The sequence below is a fragment of the Pseudomonas chaetocerotis genome (assembly GCF_015712105.2).
GTDB classification, from domain to species: Bacteria; Pseudomonadota; Gammaproteobacteria; order Pseudomonadales; family Pseudomonadaceae; genus Aquipseudomonas; species Aquipseudomonas chaetocerotis.
Map to the genome: position 1 here is coordinate 368,665 of NZ_JACFYX020000003.1, position 19,722 is coordinate 388,386.

General features: G+C 63.5%; 21 protein-coding genes. 8 read left to right on the forward strand and 13 right to left on the reverse strand.

The features are described from left to right. Window positions 1-39: 39 nt before the first annotated feature. The gene (gene trxA / locus H3221_RS07995; protein WP_196473369.1) at window positions 40-912 is read left to right on the forward strand and encodes a thioredoxin; all 873 of its coding nucleotides are present in this window, start codon (window positions 40-42) and stop codon (window positions 910-912) included. 78 nt (window positions 913-990) lie between these two features. On the opposite strand, the gene H3221_RS08000 is transcribed toward trxA, so the two are convergent. After that, window positions 991-1,335: a hypothetical protein gene (locus H3221_RS08000; protein WP_196473368.1), complete on the reverse strand. Its 345-nt coding sequence runs from the start codon at window positions 1,333-1,335 to the stop codon at window positions 991-993. Window positions 1,336-1,448: 113 nt separating this feature from the next. Between H3221_RS08000 and H3221_RS08005 the strand changes: the two genes are divergently transcribed. The 4 genes from H3221_RS08005 to H3221_RS08020 all read left to right on the forward strand — a co-directional run bounded on the left by H3221_RS08005 (window position 1,449) and on the right by H3221_RS08020 (window position 4,808). Next, a complete protein-coding gene (locus H3221_RS08005) occupies window positions 1,449-2,033 on the forward strand; it encodes a DUF2796 domain-containing protein (protein WP_196473367.1) in 585 nt (194 codons plus the stop codon). Window positions 2,034-2,253: 220 nt separating this feature from the next. Then, on the forward strand, window positions 2,254-2,961 hold the full coding sequence (locus H3221_RS08010) for an ABC transporter ATP-binding protein (RefSeq protein WP_196473366.1): 708 nt from the start codon (window positions 2,254-2,256) through the stop codon (window positions 2,959-2,961). Between the two features lies 1 nt (window position 2,962). Continuing rightward, entirely contained in the window at window positions 2,963-4,228 is a 1,266-nt protein-coding gene (locus H3221_RS08015; protein ID WP_196473365.1) for an ABC transporter permease, read from the forward strand. 58 nt (window positions 4,229-4,286) lie between these two features. Beyond that, on the forward strand, window positions 4,287-4,808 hold the full coding sequence (locus tag H3221_RS08020; RefSeq protein ID WP_196473364.1) for a DUF3299 domain-containing protein: 522 nt from the start codon (window positions 4,287-4,289) through the stop codon (window positions 4,806-4,808). Between the two features lie 209 nt (window positions 4,809-5,017). On the opposite strand, the gene H3221_RS08025 is transcribed toward H3221_RS08020, so the two are convergent. From H3221_RS08025 to H3221_RS08050, 6 genes are read right to left on the reverse strand one after another with little or no spacing between them, the layout of a single operon-like run. After that, window positions 5,018-6,115 (reverse strand): tetratricopeptide repeat protein, encoded by a 1,098-nt coding sequence (locus H3221_RS08025; RefSeq protein ID WP_196473363.1) that lies wholly within the window; start codon window positions 6,113-6,115, stop codon window positions 5,018-5,020. A gap of 1 nt (window position 6,116) precedes the next feature. Then, a complete protein-coding gene (locus H3221_RS08030) occupies window positions 6,117-6,800 on the reverse strand; it encodes an energy transducer TonB (protein ID WP_017675596.1) in 684 nt (227 codons plus the stop codon). Next, window positions 6,800-7,210: an ExbD/TolR family protein gene (locus H3221_RS08035; RefSeq protein WP_021489595.1), complete on the reverse strand. Its 411-nt coding sequence runs from the start codon at window positions 7,208-7,210 to the stop codon at window positions 6,800-6,802. The genes H3221_RS08030 and H3221_RS08035 overlap by 1 nt, the downstream gene beginning before the upstream one ends. 11 nt (window positions 7,211-7,221) lie before the next feature. Further along, a complete protein-coding gene (locus H3221_RS08040) occupies window positions 7,222-7,770 on the reverse strand; it encodes a MotA/TolQ/ExbB proton channel family protein (RefSeq protein ID WP_196473362.1) in 549 nt (182 codons plus the stop codon). Next, window positions 7,763-9,112 carry a MotA/TolQ/ExbB proton channel family protein gene (locus tag H3221_RS08045; protein ID WP_196473361.1) on the reverse strand — a complete coding sequence of 450 codons (1,350 nt, stop codon included), beginning with the start codon at window positions 9,110-9,112 and terminating at the stop codon, window positions 7,763-7,765. The genes H3221_RS08040 and H3221_RS08045 overlap by 8 nt, the downstream gene beginning before the upstream one ends. Next, window positions 9,109-9,882 (reverse strand): DUF3450 domain-containing protein, encoded by a 774-nt coding sequence (locus H3221_RS08050; RefSeq protein ID WP_196473360.1) that lies wholly within the window; start codon window positions 9,880-9,882, stop codon window positions 9,109-9,111. The genes H3221_RS08045 and H3221_RS08050 overlap by 4 nt, the downstream gene beginning before the upstream one ends. Before the next feature lie 192 nt (window positions 9,883-10,074). On the opposite strand from H3221_RS08050, the gene H3221_RS08055 reads away from it, so the two are divergent. Then, window positions 10,075-10,767, forward strand: a complete 693-nt coding sequence (locus H3221_RS08055; protein ID WP_196473359.1) for an OmpW/AlkL family protein — start codon at window positions 10,075-10,077, stop codon at window positions 10,765-10,767. Window positions 10,768-11,014: 247 nt separating this feature from the next. On the opposite strand, the gene H3221_RS08060 is transcribed toward H3221_RS08055, so the two are convergent. The 3 genes from H3221_RS08060 to H3221_RS08070 form a co-directional block, all read right to left on the reverse strand. Then, window positions 11,015-11,938 carry an NAD-dependent epimerase/dehydratase family protein gene (locus H3221_RS08060; protein ID WP_196473358.1) on the reverse strand — a complete coding sequence of 308 codons (924 nt, stop codon included), beginning with the start codon at window positions 11,936-11,938 and terminating at the stop codon, window positions 11,015-11,017. After that, window positions 11,931-12,815, reverse strand: a complete 885-nt coding sequence (locus H3221_RS08065; RefSeq protein ID WP_196473357.1) for a sugar nucleotide-binding protein — start codon at window positions 12,813-12,815, stop codon at window positions 11,931-11,933. Before H3221_RS08065 ends, H3221_RS08060 begins: the two co-directional genes overlap by 8 nt. Window positions 12,816-12,900: 85 nt before the next feature. Beyond that, complete coding sequence (locus H3221_RS08070) at window positions 12,901-13,314, reverse strand: winged helix-turn-helix transcriptional regulator (protein ID WP_196473356.1); 414 nt, start codon at window positions 13,312-13,314, stop codon at window positions 12,901-12,903. Window positions 13,315-13,419: 105 nt separating this feature from the next. Here H3221_RS08070 and gstA point away from each other — a divergent pair, with 105 nt between their 5' ends. After that, entirely contained in the window at window positions 13,420-14,025 is a 606-nt protein-coding gene (gene gstA, locus H3221_RS08075; RefSeq protein ID WP_196473355.1) for a glutathione transferase GstA, read from the forward strand. Between the two features lie 58 nt (window positions 14,026-14,083). Here gstA and H3221_RS08080 read toward each other — a convergent pair whose 3' ends face one another. Both H3221_RS08080 and H3221_RS08085 read right to left on the reverse strand, forming a co-directional pair. After that, window positions 14,084-14,575 carry a single-stranded DNA-binding protein gene (locus H3221_RS08080; RefSeq protein ID WP_036999696.1) on the reverse strand — a complete coding sequence of 164 codons (492 nt, stop codon included), beginning with the start codon at window positions 14,573-14,575 and terminating at the stop codon, window positions 14,084-14,086. A 9-nt stretch (window positions 14,576-14,584) separates the two neighbouring features. Then, a complete protein-coding gene (locus H3221_RS08085) occupies window positions 14,585-15,979 on the reverse strand; it encodes an MFS transporter (RefSeq protein WP_196473354.1) in 1,395 nt (464 codons plus the stop codon). Between the two features lie 276 nt (window positions 15,980-16,255). Between H3221_RS08085 and uvrA the strand changes: the two genes are divergently transcribed. After that, a complete protein-coding gene (gene uvrA, locus H3221_RS08090) occupies window positions 16,256-19,090 on the forward strand; it encodes an excinuclease ABC subunit UvrA (protein ID WP_192980430.1) in 2,835 nt (944 codons plus the stop codon). 107 nt (window positions 19,091-19,197) lie between these two features. Here uvrA and bfr read toward each other — a convergent pair whose 3' ends face one another. Beyond that, on the reverse strand, window positions 19,198-19,662 hold the full coding sequence (gene bfr, locus H3221_RS08095) for a bacterioferritin (protein ID WP_196473353.1): 465 nt from the start codon (window positions 19,660-19,662) through the stop codon (window positions 19,198-19,200). Window positions 19,663-19,722: the final 60 nt, after the last annotated feature.

Genomic DNA, 19,722 nt, shown 5'->3' on the forward strand with positions numbered 1-19,722 from the left:
CATTAATAAGCCATTGCCCTTACTTTTTCGAGACCGATCATGAGCGACTCCCCTTACATCTTCGACATCGCCGGCGCCGCCAGCTTCGAGCAACTGGTGATCGAGAACTCCTTCCACAAACCGGTGCTGGTGGACTTCTGGGCCGAGTGGTGCGCACCGTGCAAGGCGCTGATGCCGATGCTGGCGAAGATCACTGAGGAGTACGCCGGTGAATTGCTGCTGGCAAAGGTCAACTGCGATATCGAGCAGGATATCGTCATGCGCTTCGGCATTCGCAGCCTGCCGACCGTGGTGCTGTTCAAGAACGGCCAGCCAGTGGACGGTTTCGCCGGCGCGCAACCGGAAGCGGCGATCCGCGAGATGCTCAAACCCCATGTCGCCGAACCGGTTCCCGCTGCAGCCGATCCGATGGAAGCCGCCCAGGCACTGTTCGCCGAAGGACGTTTTGCCGAAACCGAAGCGCTGCTCAAACAGGTACTGACGGAAGACAACGAGCATGCGGCCGCGCTGATTCTCTACGCGCGCTGCCTGGCCGAACGCGGCGAGTTGGGCGAAGCGGAAACCGTCCTCAATGCGGTCAAGGGCGACGAACACAAACAGGCGCTGGCCGGCGCCAAGGCGCAACTGACCTTCCTGCGTCAGGCCGTCGACCTGCCTGACGCCGCCACACTGAAAAGCCGTCTGGCACAGAACGCCGAGGACGACGAAGCGGTGTATCAGCTGGCCGTGCAACAGCTGGCGCGCCAGCAGTACGAGGCCGCACTGGACGGCCTACTCAAGCTGTTCGTGCGCAATCGCGCCTACAGCGACGGCTTGCCGCACAAGACCCTGCTGCAGGTGTTCGACCTGCTCGGCGGCGACCACCCGCTGGTCACCACCTACCGCCGCAAGCTGTATCAGGCGATCTACTGACCGCTCGGATTTTAGATTGCACTCGCCGCAGGGTGCGCGCAGCGCACCCTGCGAGGAGCCAGCACGAACCGGGGCGCCCTACTCCGTCACCCAGTGATAGATCGGCGCATCCGCACCGGTTTCCATGCGGATCTGCTCGCAATGACGCAGGCGCACCAGCAGGCGCTTGCCTGCAGCTTCGCCCCCCGCCAGCGCAGCCAGCTGCGCCATCAGTCGTGGCCCCTCGACCTGTCCCGCCTCACGCACCAGCTGCAACGCGGTCTGCCAGAGCGCATCCCCCGCATCCGTCATGGGAGTCGCGGCCATCACATTGGCGACCGGCGTAACCGCCACCTGCTGCGCCAGTTGCGCCCAGTCCTCGGCATCCAGCTCCAGCGTCAGGTCCACCGGCCAGTCGCCAATGCGCCCACGTATTCGCACCATGTTCAACCTCCAGTCATGATCCTGCATGCTCCCATGACAGCGGCAGACTGGCCAGTTCGCCACGAAAGTTGTTATAACGTAACAATTGAATCGTACCTACGCTGGAGATAACCATGCGCCACCTGCTGCTCGCCCTGCCCTTCGCCCTGCTGCCCCTGGTCGCCGCCCAGGCGCAAGAGCACGGCCACGATCACGACCATGAACATTCCCACGACAGCCTGGGTGCTCACGAGCACGGCGTTGCCAGCCTCAATGCCGTGCTGGACGGCAACCTGCTGGAGCTGCAACTCGAAAGTCCGGCGATGAACCTGGTCGGCTTCGAACATGCCGCCAAGAGCGATGCAGACAAGGCCAAGGTCGCGGCAGCCAAACGTGAACTGGAGCAGCCCATCAGCCTGTTCGCCCTGACCACTGGCGACTGCAAGGCCACTCAGGTCGAACTGGAAAGCCCACTGTTCGGCGACGCAGACCACGACCACGACCACGACCACGACCATCATGATCATGAGAGCGAACACAGCGATATCCACGCGCACTTTCGCTTCGAATGCGCCAGGGCCAACGAATTGAAACAACTGGATCTGGCCGAGCTGTTCAAACGCTTCCCCGCCACCGAGAAGATTCAGGTACAACTGATCGGCCCGAACGGCCAGCAGGGTGTGGAGCTGACTCCAACCCAGCCACGTCTGTCTTTCTGATGCCGCAGGGTGGATCGGGGCGCGCAGCTGACGCTCTTTTCACCCTCCGCGCCAGCGTTGTGGAGGGCCAGGTGGCGACCTGCTTTAGCCGCAAAAAAGCTCGCCACCAAAGCGCCTCCTGCACAACCTGCTCCGCAGGCATGAATGCCTTCCGCGAGCTCGGCTCAGACAATCAGGCCACCCTACCCGGCTTTTCATGAACGACGATTCAAAAAAAAACATGACCCAACCTCTGATCGAACTCGCCGATCTCGGCTTCGCCTGGCCCGGCCAGGCGCAGTTGCTGGATATTCCCCATTTCACCCTGGCGCGTGGCGAGAGCCTGTTTCTCAAGGGCCCCAGCGGCAGCGGCAAGACCACCCTGCTCGGTCTGCTCGGCGGCGTGCAACGAGCACAGAACGGCCATATCCGCCTGCTCGGCCAGGACCTGGGCCAGCTTTCGGCCGGCGCCCGAGACCGTTTTCGCGTCGATCACACCGGCTACATCTTCCAGCAGTTCAACCTGCTGCCGTTTCTTTCCGTGCGCGAGAACGTCGAGCTGCCCTGCCGCTTCTCGCGACTGCGCGCTGAACGCGCGCGCCAGCGCCACGGCAGCATCGATACCGCTGCTGCGGCGCTGCTCGACCACCTTGGCCTGCGCGCCGACTTGCTCGGCCGTCGCGCCGACGAACTGTCCATCGGCCAGCAACAGCGCGTCGCCGCTGCGCGTGCACTGATCGGCCAGCCGGAGTTGGTGATCGCCGACGAACCGACCTCGGCACTGGACTTCGACGCCCGCGAGGCCTTCCTGCAATTGCTCTTCGCCGAATGCCGCGCTGCCGGCGCCAGCCTGCTGTTCGTCAGCCACGACCAGAGCCTGGCTTCGCTGTTCGACCGCAGCCTGTCGCTGGCCGAGCTCAACCGCGCCACGCGCCCACAGGAGGCCTGAGATGCATCTGATCCGCATCGCCCTGGCCAGCCTGGCCAACCGCCGTTTCACCGCCCTGCTCACGGTGTTCGCCATCGCCCTCTCGGTGTGCTTGCTGCTGGCCGTCGAACGCGTACGTACCGAGGCCCGCGCCAGCTTCGCCAACACCATCAGCGGCACCGACCTGATCGTCGGCGCCCGCTCGGGCAGCGTGAACCTGCTGCTGTACTCGGTGTTTCGCATCGGCAACGCCACCAACAACATTCGCTGGGACAGCTTCGAGCACTTTGCCGAGCACCGTCAGGTGAAGTGGGCCATTCCCATTTCCCTCGGCGATTCGCACCGCGGCTACCGAGTGATGGGCACCAGCACCGCCTATTTCGAGCATTACCGCTACGCCCGCAGCCAGGCGCTGAAGCTGGCACAGGGCCGTGAGTTTGCCGACGATCCCTTCGAAGTGGTGCTCGGCGCGGAAGTGGCGCAGGCGTTGGGCTACGGCCTCGGCGAGAAGATCGTCCTGGCGCACGGCGTCGCCACCATCAGCCTGGTCAAGCATGACGACAAGCCCTTCACCGTGGTCGGTATCCTCGAACGCACCGGCACGCCGGTCGACCGCACGCTGCATATCTCCCTGGCCGGGATGGAGGCGCTGCACATCGACTGGCAGAACGGCATGCCGGCACGCGGTGCTGCGCAGATCAGCGCGGATCAGGTGCGCACCATGGACCTGCAACCCAAGCAGATCACCGCCTTCATGCTGGGTCTGAACAGCAAGATCGCCACCTTCAGCCTGCAACGCGAGATCAACGAGTTCCGCGGCGAGCCGCTGCTGGCGATCCTGCCCGGCGTTGCCCTGCAGGAGCTGTGGAGCCTGATGGGCACTGCCGAGCAGGCCCTGTTCGTGGTCTCGCTGTTCGTCGTGCTGACCGGCCTGATCGGCATGCTCACGGCGATCCTCACCAGCCTCAACGAGCGTCGTCGGGAGATGGCCATCCTGCGTTCCGTTGGAGCGCGCCCCTGGCATATCGCCAGCCTGCTGGTGCTGGAAGCCTTCGCCCTGGCGCTGGCCGGCGTGGCCTTCGGTGTCGCACTGCTCTATCTGGGCATCGCCGGCAGCCAGAGCTTTGTGCAGGCCAACTACGGCTTGTATCTGGCACTCAATGCGCCGTCGGGTTACGAGTGGAAACTGCTGGGAGGCATTCTTGCCGCAGCCGTGGCGATGGGCAGCGTACCGGCCTGGCGCGCCTATCGGCAGTCGTTGGCCGATGGGCTGTCGATCAGGCTCTGAGGGAAAGTTGAGAGCGCCTGTCGTACACTGCGCAGGCGCTCTTACTACGAGGTTCCTCATGTCCCGCCCCCTGCTCGCCACCCTGCTGCTGACCCTGGCACTGCCGCTGGCCGCCGCTGATGTGCGCGAACTCACCTGGTCCGAGCTGATTCCGCCGGATGCTCCGCCGCAGGTCATCGACCCCGCGCCGATCCATGATCTCTCACAGTTGGCTGACGCGCTGGCCGAGTCCGGTCCGGCCGCTATGCAGCAATCGCCAGCCGCCCCGGTGGTCAAGGAACTCAACGGTCAGCAGGTGAAGCTGCCCGGCTATATCGTGCCGCTGGACGTGACTGATGAAGGCCGGGTGGTGGAGTTTCTGCTGGTGCCCTACTTCGGGGCCTGCATCCACGTGCCGCCACCGCCTTCGAACCAGATCGTGCATGTCACCAGCGAACTCGGCGTGCTGCTCGACGCGCTGTACCAGCCGTTCTGGGTGGAAGGCCCGCTGAAGACCGAACACGTCAGCAGCGAGCTGGCCGAGGTCGGTTACCAGATGGAAGCGAACAAGATCTACGCCTACGAACTGCCCGATAACTGAGTCCTGCCGGGGCATTCGTAGGTGTGGCTGTAGGAGCAGCTTCAGCCGCGAAATGATTAGCGGATAAATCGGAACGCCGCCCGCCGCTCCTACCGATACGCCACCCAAGAAAAAGCCAGACACCGGGTCTGGCTTTTTACTTGGTGCGCGCGGCGCACCCTACGGATGGTGGCTCCACGTAGGATGAGCCGTGCGCACCGACGAACGACTCAACTGCGACTGGCGACCCGGTTCTCCTGCTCGAAACGTAACTCGCTTTCGGCCCATTGCCGCCACGAACGCACCTTGGCTCGCTCGGCGCCGCCACGTTCGGCGCGCGCCAGCGCATCCAGCCCGGCCTGCCAGCGCGACTGCTCCAGCTCCAGTTGAGCGACGTAAAGCCAGTGCTTGCCGTTACCGCTTCGCTCGGCCAACGGCCGCAGCACGCGCACTGCAGCGGAGCGATCACGCGCCTGCCACCAGAACAGACCCAGGCGCTCCTGGCGCGCAGCGGTGTTGGTCAGCAGGCGGCTGTCGAGCATCCCGGCGAGCAGCTTGGCGCCCTGCCAGGGCTGATCCGCAGCACCGGCGAGCAACACCAGATTGTCCAGCTCCGACTCGCTGAAGCGCAGGCCTTTGCTGTGCGCCGCACGCAAGGTCGCCAGCGCCTTGTCGTTGCTGCCAGCCATCTGCTGCAGACCGGCCAGTTGGCGCCAGCCCTTGGCATCATTCGGCTGGCGCACCAGCAGTTGACGTTGCCAGCGCTCAGCCTGGGCGTAGCGTTTCAGATCGGCGTTGGCCCCCACCAGAAACTGCAGCCAGATGTCCGCCGCATTGGGATTGGCCTGCACGTAGCGCTCGGCCAGCGGCAACGCCTTGGCCGGCTGGCTCATGCCCTGGTAGGCCTGCACCAGCATCTGCAACACCTCTTCGGAGGCGCTGGCCTGATTCGGCGCCAGCAGCTCGACGACCTTGGCGTAGCGGCGCTCGCCCAGATTGAGCTTGGCCAGATTGAGACGCTCGCCGGCCAGCATCTCGGCGTCCAGCTTGCCGCTGCGCACGGCCTTGTCCAACCAGTCGATGGCCTGACCGTTGTTGCCGGCGGACCAGGCCACATAGGCCTTGCTGCGCCAGACCAGCGCTTCCTCGAAACTGCCACTCTTGGCCTGGACGCCATCGAGCGCGTGCCTTGCGGCGGCATAGTCACCCTTCTGCTGCGCGGCCTGCGCCGTGTTCAGTGCCTTGAACACGGCCGGGTCGACGGTCTGCTGGGCCATGCCTGGCACGGCCGCAGCACTGAGCAACACGAGCAACAACCAACGGTACATGTCAGCTCCTTTCCAGACGGAAGTAGAGGGTTTTAACCGCTTCGCGGTCCACCGCCAGGCCACCCTCGGTACGCGGCGCGAAGCGCCAGCGAGATGCGGCACGGCGCGCTTCGCGCTCGAAAACGTTACGCGGGTTGGCCTCCAGCACGCGGATGTTCTCCACGTTGCCGGAGCGGTTGATGGTGAAAGCCAGTTTGACGAAACCTTCGATGCCACGCTGCAGCGCATAACGCGGGTATTCCGGGCGCACGTCGTTGAGCGGCATGACTTCGCTCTCCATGCCGCCCATCTGCCCGCCGGATTCGGCGGCCTCGCTCGGCGGCGTCGGAGCCGGAGCACCCGGCGCAAGGCCGGAAAGGCTTGGTGCCGGCGCGCTGTTGACGGCAATACCACTGGCCAGGCTGGGCAGTTGGATATCCAGCGCTGGCAGGTTGGCATTCGGCGTGGCCGTTTGCGGGGTCGGCGGCGTGGGCGGCTGCGGCGTTTGCGGCTGCGGCGGCTGCGGTGCCTGCTGACGGGTACGGCTGGCCGTCTCGCTGGCGTTACCATCCATGCGCACAAAGTTGGCCACGCTGACCGGGTCCTGATTCACCTTGGCGCTCGGTGGCGCGACCATATAGAGCATCAGGGCGAACAGACCCAAGGCCATCAGGCAGGCGCCGAGGAAAGACAGCGGCAGGCGCATCAGTTGACTCCGCTACCGGCAGCCAGGGCGACATCCTGCACGCCGGCCAGACGCGCCTGATCCATCACCTGGACGACCAGGCCGGTACGCGCATCCTGATCGGCCTGCACCACCACAGCGCCTTCCGGCTGATCGACGCGCATGCGCTCGACGTGAGCGCGCACGCTGCGAATGTCCACTGGCTGCTTGTCCATCCAGATCTGCCCGTCAGCAGTCACGGCAATGAGGATGTTGCCCTTGTCCTGCGGGCTGGCGGTTTCCGCCTGCGGGCGCTGCACCTCGACCCCTGACTCACGAATGAAGGAGCTGGTGACGATGAAGAAGATCAGCATGATGAAGACCACGTCGAGCATCGGCGTGAGGTCGATACCGGTGTCTTCGTCCTGCTGGTGGTGACGACGCATTCTCATGTTGGGCGATCTCAGTCGTGACGCAGCTGGTCGGCCAGCCGCTCGATGGCCTGGCTGGCTTCGCGTTCGAGACGCGCCAGGCTGAACAATCCAGGAATGGCCAGAACCATGCCGGCCATGGTCGGCAGGGTCGCCTGCCACACGCCTGCGGCCATGCCGCGTGGGTTACCGGTGCCGTTGAGCGCGAGCACATCGAACACGGCGATCATGCCCAGCACGGTGCCGAGCAGGCCCAGTAGCGGATACAACGCCACCAGGGTCTTGCCCAGGCGCAGCGGCGCCGCCAGTTGCTGGCGCGCCTGCGCCAGCCAGGCCAGGCGCACGGCGCGCTGCCAGTTGCCGTTGTCATCGGCCAGCACCTGTTGCCAGGCCTCGCGGCGCTCCTGCACCCAGCGCGGGAAGATTTTGCGCATGTACCAGAAACGCTCGAACACCAGCGTCCAGAACACCACGCAGAGCACCGCCAGCGCCCACATCACCACGCCGCCGGCCCCCATGAAGTCGAGCAGTGCATAGCCACTGTCGACTGCACGCAGCCAGAAGGCGAACAGATCAGTCACGGCGCGGCGCTCCTGACAGGTGCAGTGCAATCAGACCGGCGCTCTGCTGCTCCAGAATCTGGATCAGGCCCTTGCTGCGACTGGCCAGCAAGCTGTGCAGGAACAGCAGCGGGATGGCCACCACCAGACCGAGCACGGTGGTCACCAGCGCCTGGGAAATACCATCAGCCATCAGGCGTGAATCGCCGCCACCACTCTGGGTGATGGCCTGGAAAGTCACGATCATGCCGGTCACGGTGCCCAGCAGGCCGAGCAACGGTGCAACGGCGGCGAGCAGCTTGAGCAGACCCTGGCCTTTCTCCAGCGGTGGCGTCTCCTGCAGGATCGCTTCGTCCAGCTTCAGCTCCAGGGTCTCCAGATCAGCCAGCTGCGGCTTGTTACCCAGCACGCCGATCACGCGGCCCAATGGATTGTCATTGCGTGGCGCGCTGAGGTCATGCATCTGCGCCTTGACGCCACTGCCAACACGTCCCAGATAGACCATGCGCCACACAGCCAGAAGCAGGCCGAAAGCACCCAGCACGACGATCACCCAGCCGACCAGACCGCCCTGCTGCAGGCGATCCCACAGGGTCGGCTGTTGTTGCAGTTGCGCCAGCAGGCTGCCACGGCTCGGGTCGATGGGCAGCGTGGCGAGTGCATCGGTGCTGCTCAGGTAGTCCTTGACCTGGCCCAGGCCAGATGGCTGACGCGGCGGCGCCACCAGTTGCCCGGCATCGGCGTCGTAGCGCAGGAAGGCATCTTCGCCATATACGGCGAACGCGCCGACACGCAGCACCTGCTGCTCCTGGCGCGAACCATCGGCATTCACCACCGGCAACTGCAGGCGCTCGATACGACCGCTGGCAGCCAGGTCTTCGAGCAGCAGCATCCAATAGCCGTCGAGGTCTTCGGCGGACGGCAGCGAGCGGCTTTCAGCCAATGCCTTGAGGCGCTTCAGGCGCTCCGGATACTGAGCGTTGAGCAGGCTATCCTGCCATTGCCCGGCAACATCACCGGCACTCTGGCGCACCACACCGAACAGTTCACCGAGGTGACCGACACGCTGCGCCAGCAGTTTTTCCTGCTCGGCCAATTCGGCCTCCTGACGATCGAACTCGGCTTTCAGGCGCTCGCTTTCGGCTTTCTGGGTATTCAGCGCAGAGCGGGCAGCGGCTAGCAGTTGCGCTTGCTCACTGCGCTTGGCGAGAAACGCCTGCTCGCGCTCCTGCATGGCGCTGACTTCGGCAGCGCGCTCGCTGCGAATGCGCTGCAGCAGTTGATCGGGGTTGAGGGTTTCGGCCACTGCGGCCAGTGCCGGCAACAGGCTGAGCGCCAGTACGGCTACAACACGACGACTCATTGTGCGGCCTCCTCGGCCAGGGTCTTGATCGGCAGGGACAGCACGGCGGGCGCCTGCTGCTGACGGGCAATGGCGATGGCCTGGGTCAGCGGACGACGCGCGCTGCCGTCGAGCACTTCCCAGGCCTTGGCCTGCGGGTTCCACCAGCCGCTCTCGTGGGCATCGAGGGTCTGGTAATAGAGCATGCTGCGGCCCAGACGCAGGAACTCGACGCTACGCGAGCCGCCATCGGCCTGGTTCAGCTCGCCACGCCAGGCTTCCAGGGTACGACCGTAGTCGCTTTCGATCTGGTAGGCCTCGAGGATGCGGCGATATTTGTCGGCCAGACTGACGTCGGCACGCGGCAACAAATCCTGCAACTGAGCCAGACGATCCTCGCGTTCTTCAGGCAGGAACGGCAGATCCGCGGCAATGAACTCGCCCAGTACCTCGACCATCTTGACCATCTGCGGGCTCACCGCTTCCTGGGTACGCTCGATGCCATCGAGCTGCTTCTGGTAACTGGCCAACTCCTGACGCTGGGCTTCGACCAGACCACGAAGTTGACTGTTATAACCTTTCAAAGCCTCAGCCTGCTGCAGGGCATTTCGGTACTCATTGAGCATCTCGCGGCTGGCGTCATCCAGCTGTTCGACACGGCCCTGAGAGGCTTTCGCCTCGGCGGCCAGGCGCTGGCTTTCGTCAAGCGCAGCATCCAGCGGCGCGGCAAGCAGCGAGCCGCTGCTGAGCATCAGTGCCACGGCCAGGGAACGGAGGGGGAAGCGATTCATGCGCAGAGGGTCCTCGACAGACAGGCTTGCTTCAAAAAGAGAAACATTATCATCTACAGACGCATTCGAAGCAATGGACAAAACACCGCAGCAGAGCTCGCCGATCTATTGAGCCAGGTCAAAAAGTTGATCGTTGCTTGGCTTAGCATTGATTTCAGCCAAAGACACAACCGACTCGAACTGGAGCTCGCTATGTACAAATCACTGTTCACTGCCTCACTGCTGGCCTTGGCCATCGCCGCCCCTGTCGCACAAGCTCATCAGGCTGGCGATATCCTCATCCGTGCAGGCGCTATCACTGTCAATCCGGAGGCCGACTCGTCCAGCGTCAAGGTCGATCGTGGCGGTCTCGCCGGCACAGACCTGGGCGGCAAGGCAACCATGAGCAGTGACACCCAGCTGGGCCTGAACTTCGCCTACATGCTCACCGACAATCTGGGCATCGAGTTGCTGGCGGCAACGCCGTTCGAACACGACGTGAAGATCAAGGGCACCGTCCTCGATGCAGCCAATGGCAAGCTGGGTTCTCTCAAGCACCTGCCACCGACCCTGAGCCTGGTGTACTACCCGCTGGACGCCAAATCGGCCTTCCAGCCCTATGTTGGCGCCGGTATCAACTACACCTGGATCTTCGACGAGCACGTCGGGAGCGCTGCCAGCGCCAATGGCTTCAACAACTTCCGCGCCAAGAACTCCTGGGGTCTCGCCTGGCAGGTAGGCGCCGACTACATGCTGACCGACAGCCTGATGATCAACGCACAGGTGCGCTATATCGATATCGACACCACCGCTTACGTCGACAACACTGCGCTTGGCGTACGGGCCAAGGTCGACGTGGACGTCGACCCCCTCATCTACATGGTCGGCCTGGGCTACAAGTTCTGACAGCCCTCGCAGAAATGAAAAAGCCGGCAAATGCCGGCTTTTTCATTTCCCCGATGCGCAGCTCAAGCAACCGTTGGTGCGCACGGCGCACCCTACGGTGCGTGCTCCGGATAGCACGCCGATAGCTCGGCTATGCGTAGGGTGCGCCGCGCGCACCGATGAAGGCGCATTTTTCGCCGCGCACAGCGCATGCGGAACGGCCCAGCCACGGGATCTAACCGTCGCGGCGCCTCACGTGTCCGACAGCTTACAGCCCGAGCAGTTGGCGCAATCCTTCACGCAGCGGCGTCTGCTCTGGCATGCGGTAGTTAGCCTGCAAGCGCGTATTGTCAGCACGCGAATGGCGAATATCGCCAGCACGTGCCGGTAAGTGCGTCACCGGCGGCAAACCGCCGCAAAGCACGCCGATCTCAGCCAGCAATTGATTGAGGCTTACCGCCTGGCTCCACCCCACATTGAGCGGATCACTCATCACCTGCTCACTGAGCAAGCCCTGCATCAACAGCACGACCAGATCACCGACATAAAAGAAATCGCGAGTCTGCTCACCATCACCGAAGACGCTGATCGGCAGCCTCTGCTGCGCGCGCTGGGTGAAGATGCTGATCACCCCGGAGTACGGCGATGATGGATCCTGGCGCGGCCCGAAGATATTGAAAAAACGAAACACCGCCGGCTCCAGAGCATGCTGGCGGCGGTAGAAATCCAGGTAGTGCTCGCCGGCCAGCTTGTCGGCCGCATAGGGCGTCAGCGGCGCCTTGGCGGTCGCTTCGTCGATGGCCACGCCCTCGCCGTTGTTGCCATAGATGGCCGCGCTGGAGGCATAGACCACGCGTCGCACGCCATGCTGGCGCATGGCCTCGCAGACATTCAGGGTGCCGATGAAATTGCTCTGGTGAGTGGACACCGGATCATCCACCGAGGCCTGCACCGACGCTACCGCTGCCAGATGCGCCACACCTGCGCAACCCGCGATCGCCTGCGCGACCACCTCGGCATCGGCGACGTCGCCCTCGATGAAGCGCAAACGCGGGTTGTCCAGCGGCAGGTTGCTGCGCTTGCCCATGGACAGATTGTCCAGCACGCGCACTCCGTGCCCAGCGGCCAGCAAGGCGTCGACCAGGTTCGAGCCGATAAAGCCCGCACCACCCGTTACGAGAAATTCAGCCATGGCGATAGTAACGATCCAGTAAAGTCGGCAGAGCAGAGCGCCAAGCGCGCGGCTTAATGCCGAAGGTGTGAAGAATCTTCTTGCAGGCCAGCACGGCGTGTTGCGGCTCATCGACTGCATCCGGACGAGCGGCGTGCGCTTGCGGCGCGATATCCTCGACCAGATTGCTGCGATAGTGACGCGCCTCACTCAGTAGCGCCTGCCCCAGGCTCAGCGACGTACTCGCTTCATGGCCTCCGTAATGATAGGTGCCCCACAGGGGCGACTCGCAATCGAGCTGCTTGAGCACCGCCAGAATCACCCGCGCAGCATCGTCCACCGGCGTCGGATTACCGCGCCGGTCATCGGCGAGATAGAGGGCATCATCGCGCTCGGCGCGCAGCAGAAAGCGCCCCAGTAGTCCCTCACGACTGTCATCGAGCAGCCAGCCAAAGCGCAGCAACACATGACGCGGACAGATCGCTCGCACGCTCTGCTCCAGACGCCATAGCGCCTGGCCACGCAGCCCGAGGGGGATCGGCTCTTCCTTTTCACTGTAAGCAGTAACCCGCGAACCATCGAAGACCCGATAGCTGGACGGCTGCAGTAACACGATGGAATGGTGCTGGCACAGCTCTGCCAGACGCTCCACCGCGCGCTCCTGCGTATGCAGGCGCGACTCGACCACCGACTCGGCCTGGAACCAGTCGAAGTAGTAGGCCAGGTTGATCAGTGCATCCGGGCGGGTCTCGTCGAGCAGCTCGGTCAGACTGGCGGCGTCCCAACCGTCTTCCGGCGGGCGTGGCGCGAGGAAGCCGATGTCTTCCTCGGCGCCAAGACGGATCAGCGCTTGCCCCAGGGCGCTACCGCCGCCCAGCAGCATCAGGCGCATTCGCATGGTGGTTCGGGTGACTCCAGAATTGTTCTGCCAGCCGGTGTGGCGGCGATGATGGCCGATATTCTGCTGGTTTTACCCGGTGTCGTCACCCTGCAATCACGCGCTGCAGTGGATCGGTAGCAGGTTCTCCGGCCTGATCGAAGGCTTGCTGCGCCCGGGTGATCTCGGCGACATTGCGCTCCACCCAGTGGTCGATGGCGCGAATCGGCTCGCTGAGCGAATGCCCCAGCGGCGTCAACGAGTACTCCACGCGAGGTGGCACCTCGGCGTAGGCCTGGCGTGCGACTAGACCAAAGCGCTCCAGGCGGCGAATCGTCTGAATCAGCATCTTCTCCGAGATGCCCTCGACACGCCGACGCAACTCGGCGGTGCGCAAGGTGCCGCCATGCGCCAGCGCGTGGATCAGCAGCAGCGACCACTTGTCGGCGATCACTGCGAGCACATGACGCGCCGGGCAAACGCCACTGAATACATTGCCGAGGCGGACGTTATCGGGCATCGCAGCGACTCCAATACTTACCAGTAGGTGGGTACTTGCTCAAAAGAAAGCAAAGAGTAAGCTCTTTCGCGCCCATCCTCCACCCATGAACACAAGGAATCTCGCATGAAGCTTTACTACAAAGCCGGCGCCTGCTCACTCTCGCCACACATCGCCCTGCGCGAAGCCGGTATCGAATTCGAGATGGAAGCCGTCGATCTGCAGACCAAGCACACAGAGTCGGGCGCAAACTTCATGCAGGTAAATGGCAAGGGCTACATCCCCGCCCTACAACTGGACAATGGCAAGGTGCTGACCGAAGGCGCGGCGATCGTGCAATACATCGCCGACCTCAAGCCCGAGAGCGGCCTCGCCCCGACCAATGGCAGCGAAGCGCGTTACGAACTGCAGAGCTGGCTGAGCTTCATCTCCAGCGAGCTGCACAAACCGCTCGCCAGCATGTTCAACCCGGCGCAGAGCCAAGACTGGAAGGCGGCGGCGCAGGCCCTGCTCAACAAGCGCCTCGACTGGCTGGTCGGCGAACTCGGCGAGAGCGAGTTTCTGCTCGGTGATCGCTTCACCGTGGCCGACGGCTACCTGTTCACCGTTCTGGGCTGGGCAGGGCCGGTCGGTTTCTCCCTCGCCCCTTGGCCGAGCCTGCAGGCATACCGCTCGCGTATTGGCACCCGCCCGAAGGTGATCGAAGCCCTGAAGGCCGAAGGCCTGATTTGACACAAAAAAGAAAACCCCGAGCCTGGCTCGGGGTTTTCGTATCGGCTCGATAGCGCGCTTAGAACGGGATATCGTCATCGAAACTGTCGTAGTCAGGCGCTGGCTGGGCCTGCTGCGGAGCCGGACGCTCCTGACGCGGGGCCTGTTGCTGCTCGCGCTGCGGGGCCGGACGCGACTGACGCGGGGCGCCGCCTTCATCACCGCTCGGACGTCCACCCAGCAGCTGCATGGTGCCCTGCATGTCGACGATGATCTCGGTGGTGTAGCGCTTGATGCCGTCCTTTTCCCACTCGCGGGTCTGCAGCTTGCCTTCGATGTACACCTGCGAACCCTTGCGCAGGTACTCGCCGGCGATCTCGGCGACCTTGCCGAACAGGGCGACGCGGTGCCATTCGGTCTTCTCGACCTTCTGCCCGGTCTGCTTGTCGGTCCACTGCTCGCTGGTGGCCAGGCTCAGGTTGGTGACCGCGTTGCCGCTGGGCAGGTAGCGTGTTTCCGGGTCCTGGCCGCAGGTACCGACCAGAATGACTTTGTTAACCCCACGGGCCATAACGTTCTCCTAGACTCGGCACGCCGCTGGTGCCGATATGATCAGGCTTTCCAGCGTCGTGCGATCCACTTGTTGGGTATCGACTTTGATATAGATGGCCGCTTCGTCGACCACCACCACGGCGTCCGCCACTCCCGGCGTTGCCTTGAGGCGTTCGACCAGTCCGACATCGGCCAGTGCCGCGGCATCGAGCGGCAGGCGCAAACTGGTCACGTACGGCGGTTCGCGCATAGTAACAGCAATAGCCAGCCAAATTGCACAGAGCGCGGCGCAGCCGATGAACACACCGCTCAGGCCTATGTGTTGGTAAAGCCAGCCGCCGAGAATGCCGCCCAAGGCTGCGCCGAGGAACTGGCTGGTGGAATAGACGCCCATCGCAGTGCCCTTGCCGCCTGCCGGCGCCACCTTGCTGACCAGCGACGGCAGCGAGGCTTCGAGCAGGTTGAAGGCTGTGAAGAACGCCACGATACCCAGTACCAGCGCCCGGAGGCTGCTGCCGAAGAAGGCGAAGTAGAGCTCGCAAGCCAACAACACGCTGACAGCACCGAGCAGCACGCGCTTCATCTGGCGCTTTTTCTCGCCATAGATGATGAACGGCACCATGCCGAAGAAACCGATCAACAGCGCGGTGAGATACACCCACCAGTGCTCTTCCTTGACCAACCCGCCCTGCTCCACCAGCGCCAGCGGCAGGGCGACGAAACTGGCCATGAGCACCGCATGCAGAGCCAGGATGGCGAAGTCCAGACGCAGCAGGTCGGTGTGCCTGAGGGTCGGCCACAGCGCCTGCGCCGCCACGCCTGATTCACGATGCTGCAGCGGGCCAGCGTCTTTCGGCACGATGCCGGCGACGATCAGAATGCCGAGCAACGCCATCACCGCCGTCGCCCAGAACAGCCCGGACAAACCAAAGGCGCGAGTCAGCAGCGGACCAACGACCATGGCCACAGCGAACGACAGGCCAATGCTCATGCCGATCATGGCCATGGCCTTGGTCCGGTGCTGCTCACGGGTCAGATCCGACAACAGCGCCATTACCGCTGCAGAAATCGCACCGGCGCCCTGCAGCACACGCCCGGCGATCACGCCCCAGATCGAATCAGCATTGGCCGCCAGCACGCTGCCTGCAGCAAAAATCAGCAAGCCGGCGTAGATCACCGGACGTCGGCCAATACGGTCACTGAGCATGCCGAAGGGAATTTGCAGCACAGCCTGGGTCAGGCCATAGGCACCGATGGCCAGGCCGATCAGCGCAGGCGTGCTGCCCGCCAGATCCATGCCGTAGGTGGCCAGCACCGGCAGTACCATGAACATACCCAGCATACGAAACGCGAACACCATAGCCAGGCCGCCGGCCGCGCGGGTCTCGCTACTACTCATGCGCTCGCTGTGCGGATCGTGCATCGAATAAACCCTGAGGAAATCAGCCGGCGATTCTAGCAGCCGTCGTCGTTTCGGCACAGGCGCACACTTTGCCGCAGGGTAGCGCCAGGCCCTATACTCGACCGTTTTCCGCCCGCCCAGCGAGGCCGTTGTAGGGAGCCTGTAAAAGCGTTAGCGAGGCAGCTAGCGCAAGGCGAAAGTAGGCGAAGAAGCGCAGTTTACGAGCTGTAAATGAGCATTCTGAGCCTACTTTCAACGCAGCGCTTGCAACGCAGATAGCTTTTAGAGGTTCCCTAAGTGGACAAGATTCTGATCCGTGGGGCTCGTACCCACAATCTCAAGAACATCGACCTGACCCTGCCGCGCGACAAACTGATCGTGATCACCGGTCTGTCCGGCTCCGGCAAGTCCTCTCTGGCTTTCGATACCCTTTACGCGGAAGGCCAGCGCCGTTACGTCGAGTCGCTGTCGGCTTACGCCCGGCAGTTTCTGTCGATGATGGAAAAGCCTGATGTCGACACCATCGAAGGCCTGTCACCGGCGATTTCCATCGAACAGAAATCCACCTCGCACAACCCGCGCTCGACCGTCGGTACCATCACCGAAATCTACGACTACCTGCGCCTGCTCTATGCCCGCGCCGGCATTCCGCGCTGCCCGGATCACGATGTGCCACTCGAAGCGCAGACCGTCAGCCAGATGGTCGACCAGGTGCTGACCCTGCCGGAAGGTCGCAAGCTGATGCTGCTGGCGCCGGTGATCCGCGAGCGCAAAGGCGAACACCTGTCGGTATTCGAGGAGCTGCGCGCCCAGGGTTTCGTCCGCGCACGCGTCAACGGCAAGCTGTTCGAACTGGACGAGTTGCCCAAGCTGGACAAGCAGAAGAAGCACTCCATCGATGTGGTGGTGGACCGTTTCAAGGTCCGTGAAGACCTCCAGCAGCGCCTCGCCGAGTCCTTCGAAACCGCGCTCGGCCTGGCCGACGGTATCGCCCTGATCGCCCCCATGGATGATGAGCCTGGCGAAGAGATCATCTTCTCCGCGCGCTTCGCCTGCCCGCATTGCGGCCACTCGATCAGCGAGCTGGAACCCAAGCTGTTCTCCTTCAACAACCCGGCCGGCGCCTGTCCGACCTGCGATGGCCTGGGCGTGAAGCAGTTCTTCGACGTCAAGCGCCTGGTCAATGGCGAACTGACCCTGGCCGAAGGCGCCATACGCGGCTGGGATCGGCGCAATGTCTACTACTTCCAGATGCTCGGTTCGCTGGCCGCGCACTACGGCTTCAGCCTGGAAGAGCCCTTTGACGAGCTGGCCGCCGAACACCAGAAAGTCATTCTGTTCGGCAGCGGTGCGCAGAGTGTCGATTTCAAGTACCTCAACGACCGCGGCGACATCGTCAAACGTTCGCACCCCTTCGAGGGCATCATTCCCAACCTCGAACGGCGCTACCGCGAGACCGAGTCGGCCAGCGTGCGCGAGGAGCTGGCCAAGTTCCTCAGCACCCAGCCCTGCCCCGATTGCCGTGGCACGCGCCTACGCCGTGAAGCACGGCATGTGTGGGTCGGCGAGAAGACCCTGCCGGCAGTGACCGGCCTGCCGGTCGGCGATGCCTGCGATTACGTCGCCAACCTGCACCTGACCGGCCGCCGCGGCGAGATCGCCGAGAAGATCCTCAAGGAAATCCGCGAGCGTCTGCAGTTCCTGGTCAACGTCGGCCTCGACTACCTGACCCTGGACCGCAGCGCCGACACCCTGTCCGGCGGCGAAGCGCAGCGTATCCGCCTGGCCAGCCAGATCGGTGCCGGTCTGGTGGGCGTGATGTACATCCTCGACGAGCCGTCCATCGGACTGCACCAGCGCGACAACGAGCGCCTGCTGGGCACCCTCAACCATCTACGCAACCTGGGCAATACGGTGATCGTGGTCGAACACGACGAAGACGCCATCCGCATGGCCGATTACGTGGTCGATATCGGCCCGGGCGCTGGCGTGCACGGCGGACGCATCGTGGCCGAAGGCACGCCGGACGAGGTGATGAATCACCCCGACTCGCTGACTGGCAAATACCTGTCCGGCCGCGAGAAGATCCGCTATCCAGCGCAGCGCACCCCGCGCGACAAAAAGAAACTGCTCAAGCTCAAGGGCGCACGGGGCAACAACCTGCGCAATGTCGATCTTGAGATTCCGGTAGGTCTGCTTACCTGCGTCACCGGCGTGTCCGGCTCGGGCAAGTCGACGCTGATCAACAACACCCTGTTCCCGCTGACCGCCACGGCACTGAACGGTGCGACCACCCTGGAAGCGGCGCCGCACGACTCCTTCGACGGCCTGCAGCATCTGGACAAGGTGGTCGACATCGACCAGAGCCCGATCGGCCGCACGCCGCGTTCCAACCCCGCCACCTATACCGGCCTGTTCACACCGATTCGCGAGCTGTTCGCTGGCGTGCCGGAATCACGCTCGCGCGGCTATGGCCCGGGCCGCTTTTCCTTCAACGTCAAGGGCGGGCGCTGCGAAGCGTGCCAGGGCGATGGCGTGATCAAGGTGGAGATGCACTTCCTGCCGGACATCTACGTGCCGTGCGACGTGTGCAAGGGCAAGCGCTACAACCGCGAAACCCTGGAAGTGAAGTACAAGGGCAAGAGCATCACCGAAGTGCTGGACATGACCATCGAGGAGGCCCGCACCTTCTTCGACGCTGTACCAGCCATCGCCCGCAAGCTGCAGACGCTGATGGACGTCGGCCTGTCCTATATCAAGCTGGGCCAGAGCGCGACCACCCTGTCCGGCGGCGAGGCGCAGCGGGTCAAGCTGAGTCGCGAGCTGAGCAAGCGCGATACCGGCAAGACCCTGTACATCCTCGACGAACCGACCACCGGCCTGCACTTCGCGGACATCCAGCAACTGCTGGATGTGCTGCACCGTCTTCGCGACCACGGCAACACCGTGGTGGTGATCGAGCACAACCTGGACGTGATCAAGACCGCAGACTGGCTGGTGGATCTTGGCCCTGAGGGCGGCTCCAAGGGTGGCATGATCATCGCCACCGGCACACCGGAAGACGTGGCCGACAACCCGGCATCGCATACCGGGCACTTCCTCAAGCCATTGCTGGAACGCGACCGCGCCTGACAAGAAAGAGCCCCGCACATGCGGGGCTCTTTCATGATGGACAACCCACCGTAGGGTACGCTGCGCGCACCTCAACCCAAGTATCGGTGCGCACGGCGCACCCTACATTACATCTGGCTCTGCAGGTACTTCTCCAGCCCCAGTTTGTCGATCAGCTGCAGCTGAATCTCCAGCCAGTAGGCGTGGTCTTCCTCGGTGTCCTTGAGCTGGACCATGAGGATGTCGCGGGTCTGATAATCCTGGTGTTTCTCGCACAGCTCGATGCCCTTGCTCAGGGCAGCGCGCACTTCGTATTCCAGCGCCAGATCCAGCTTCAGCGCTTCGGGCACGGTCTGCCCGTACTTGAAGGGGTTGGGTGCCATGTCCGGCACGCCCTCAAGAAAGATGATGCGCTTGAGCAGGGCATCGGCGTGCTGGGTTTCCTCTTCCATCTCGTGGTTGATGCGCTCGTAGAGTTTGCTGAAGCCCCAATCCTCATACAGCCGCGAATGGATGAAGTACTGGTCGCGCGCAGCCAGTTCGCCCTTGAGCAGGTATTTGAGATAGTCGATGACTTCGCTATGGCCTTTCATGCCGGCAATCCTTGTTGCGTTCGTGAGCAGAGGGCAATGCTCCGCCTGAGGCCCGGTTCG

Coding starts and splice junctions, on each gene's coding strand:
- trxA (WP_196473369.1), top strand. CDS start 40: ATGAGCGACTCCCCTTACATCTTCGACATCGCCGGCGCCGCCAGCTTC.
- H3221_RS08000 (WP_196473368.1), bottom strand. CDS start 1,335: ATGGTGCGAATACGTGGGCGCATTGGCGACTGGCCGGTGGACCTGACG.
- H3221_RS08005 (WP_196473367.1), top strand. CDS start 1,449: ATGCGCCACCTGCTGCTCGCCCTGCCCTTCGCCCTGCTGCCCCTGGTC.
- H3221_RS08010 (WP_196473366.1), top strand. CDS start 2,254: ATGACCCAACCTCTGATCGAACTCGCCGATCTCGGCTTCGCCTGGCCC.
- H3221_RS08015 (WP_196473365.1), top strand. CDS start 2,963: ATGCATCTGATCCGCATCGCCCTGGCCAGCCTGGCCAACCGCCGTTTC.
- H3221_RS08020 (WP_196473364.1), top strand. CDS start 4,287: ATGTCCCGCCCCCTGCTCGCCACCCTGCTGCTGACCCTGGCACTGCCG.
- H3221_RS08025 (WP_196473363.1), bottom strand. CDS start 6,115: ATGTACCGTTGGTTGTTGCTCGTGTTGCTCAGTGCTGCGGCCGTGCCA.
- H3221_RS08030 (WP_017675596.1), bottom strand. CDS start 6,800: ATGCGCCTGCCGCTGTCTTTCCTCGGCGCCTGCCTGATGGCCTTGGGT.
- H3221_RS08035 (WP_021489595.1), bottom strand. CDS start 7,210: ATGAGAATGCGTCGTCACCACCAGCAGGACGAAGACACCGGTATCGAC.
- H3221_RS08045 (WP_196473361.1), bottom strand. CDS start 9,112: ATGAGTCGTCGTGTTGTAGCCGTACTGGCGCTCAGCCTGTTGCCGGCA.
- H3221_RS08050 (WP_196473360.1), bottom strand. CDS start 9,882: ATGAATCGCTTCCCCCTCCGTTCCCTGGCCGTGGCACTGATGCTCAGC.
- H3221_RS08055 (WP_196473359.1), top strand. CDS start 10,075: ATGTACAAATCACTGTTCACTGCCTCACTGCTGGCCTTGGCCATCGCC.
- H3221_RS08060 (WP_196473358.1), bottom strand. CDS start 11,938: ATGGCTGAATTTCTCGTAACGGGTGGTGCGGGCTTTATCGGCTCGAAC.
- H3221_RS08065 (WP_196473357.1), bottom strand. CDS start 12,815: ATGCGAATGCGCCTGATGCTGCTGGGCGGCGGTAGCGCCCTGGGGCAA.
- H3221_RS08070 (WP_196473356.1), bottom strand. CDS start 13,314: ATGCCCGATAACGTCCGCCTCGGCAATGTATTCAGTGGCGTTTGCCCG.
- gstA (WP_196473355.1), top strand. CDS start 13,420: ATGAAGCTTTACTACAAAGCCGGCGCCTGCTCACTCTCGCCACACATC.
- H3221_RS08080 (WP_036999696.1), bottom strand. CDS start 14,575: ATGGCCCGTGGGGTTAACAAAGTCATTCTGGTCGGTACCTGCGGCCAG.
- H3221_RS08085 (WP_196473354.1), bottom strand. CDS start 15,979: ATGCACGATCCGCACAGCGAGCGCATGAGTAGTAGCGAGACCCGCGCG.
- bfr (WP_196473353.1), bottom strand. CDS start 19,662: ATGAAAGGCCATAGCGAAGTCATCGACTATCTCAAATACCTGCTCAAG.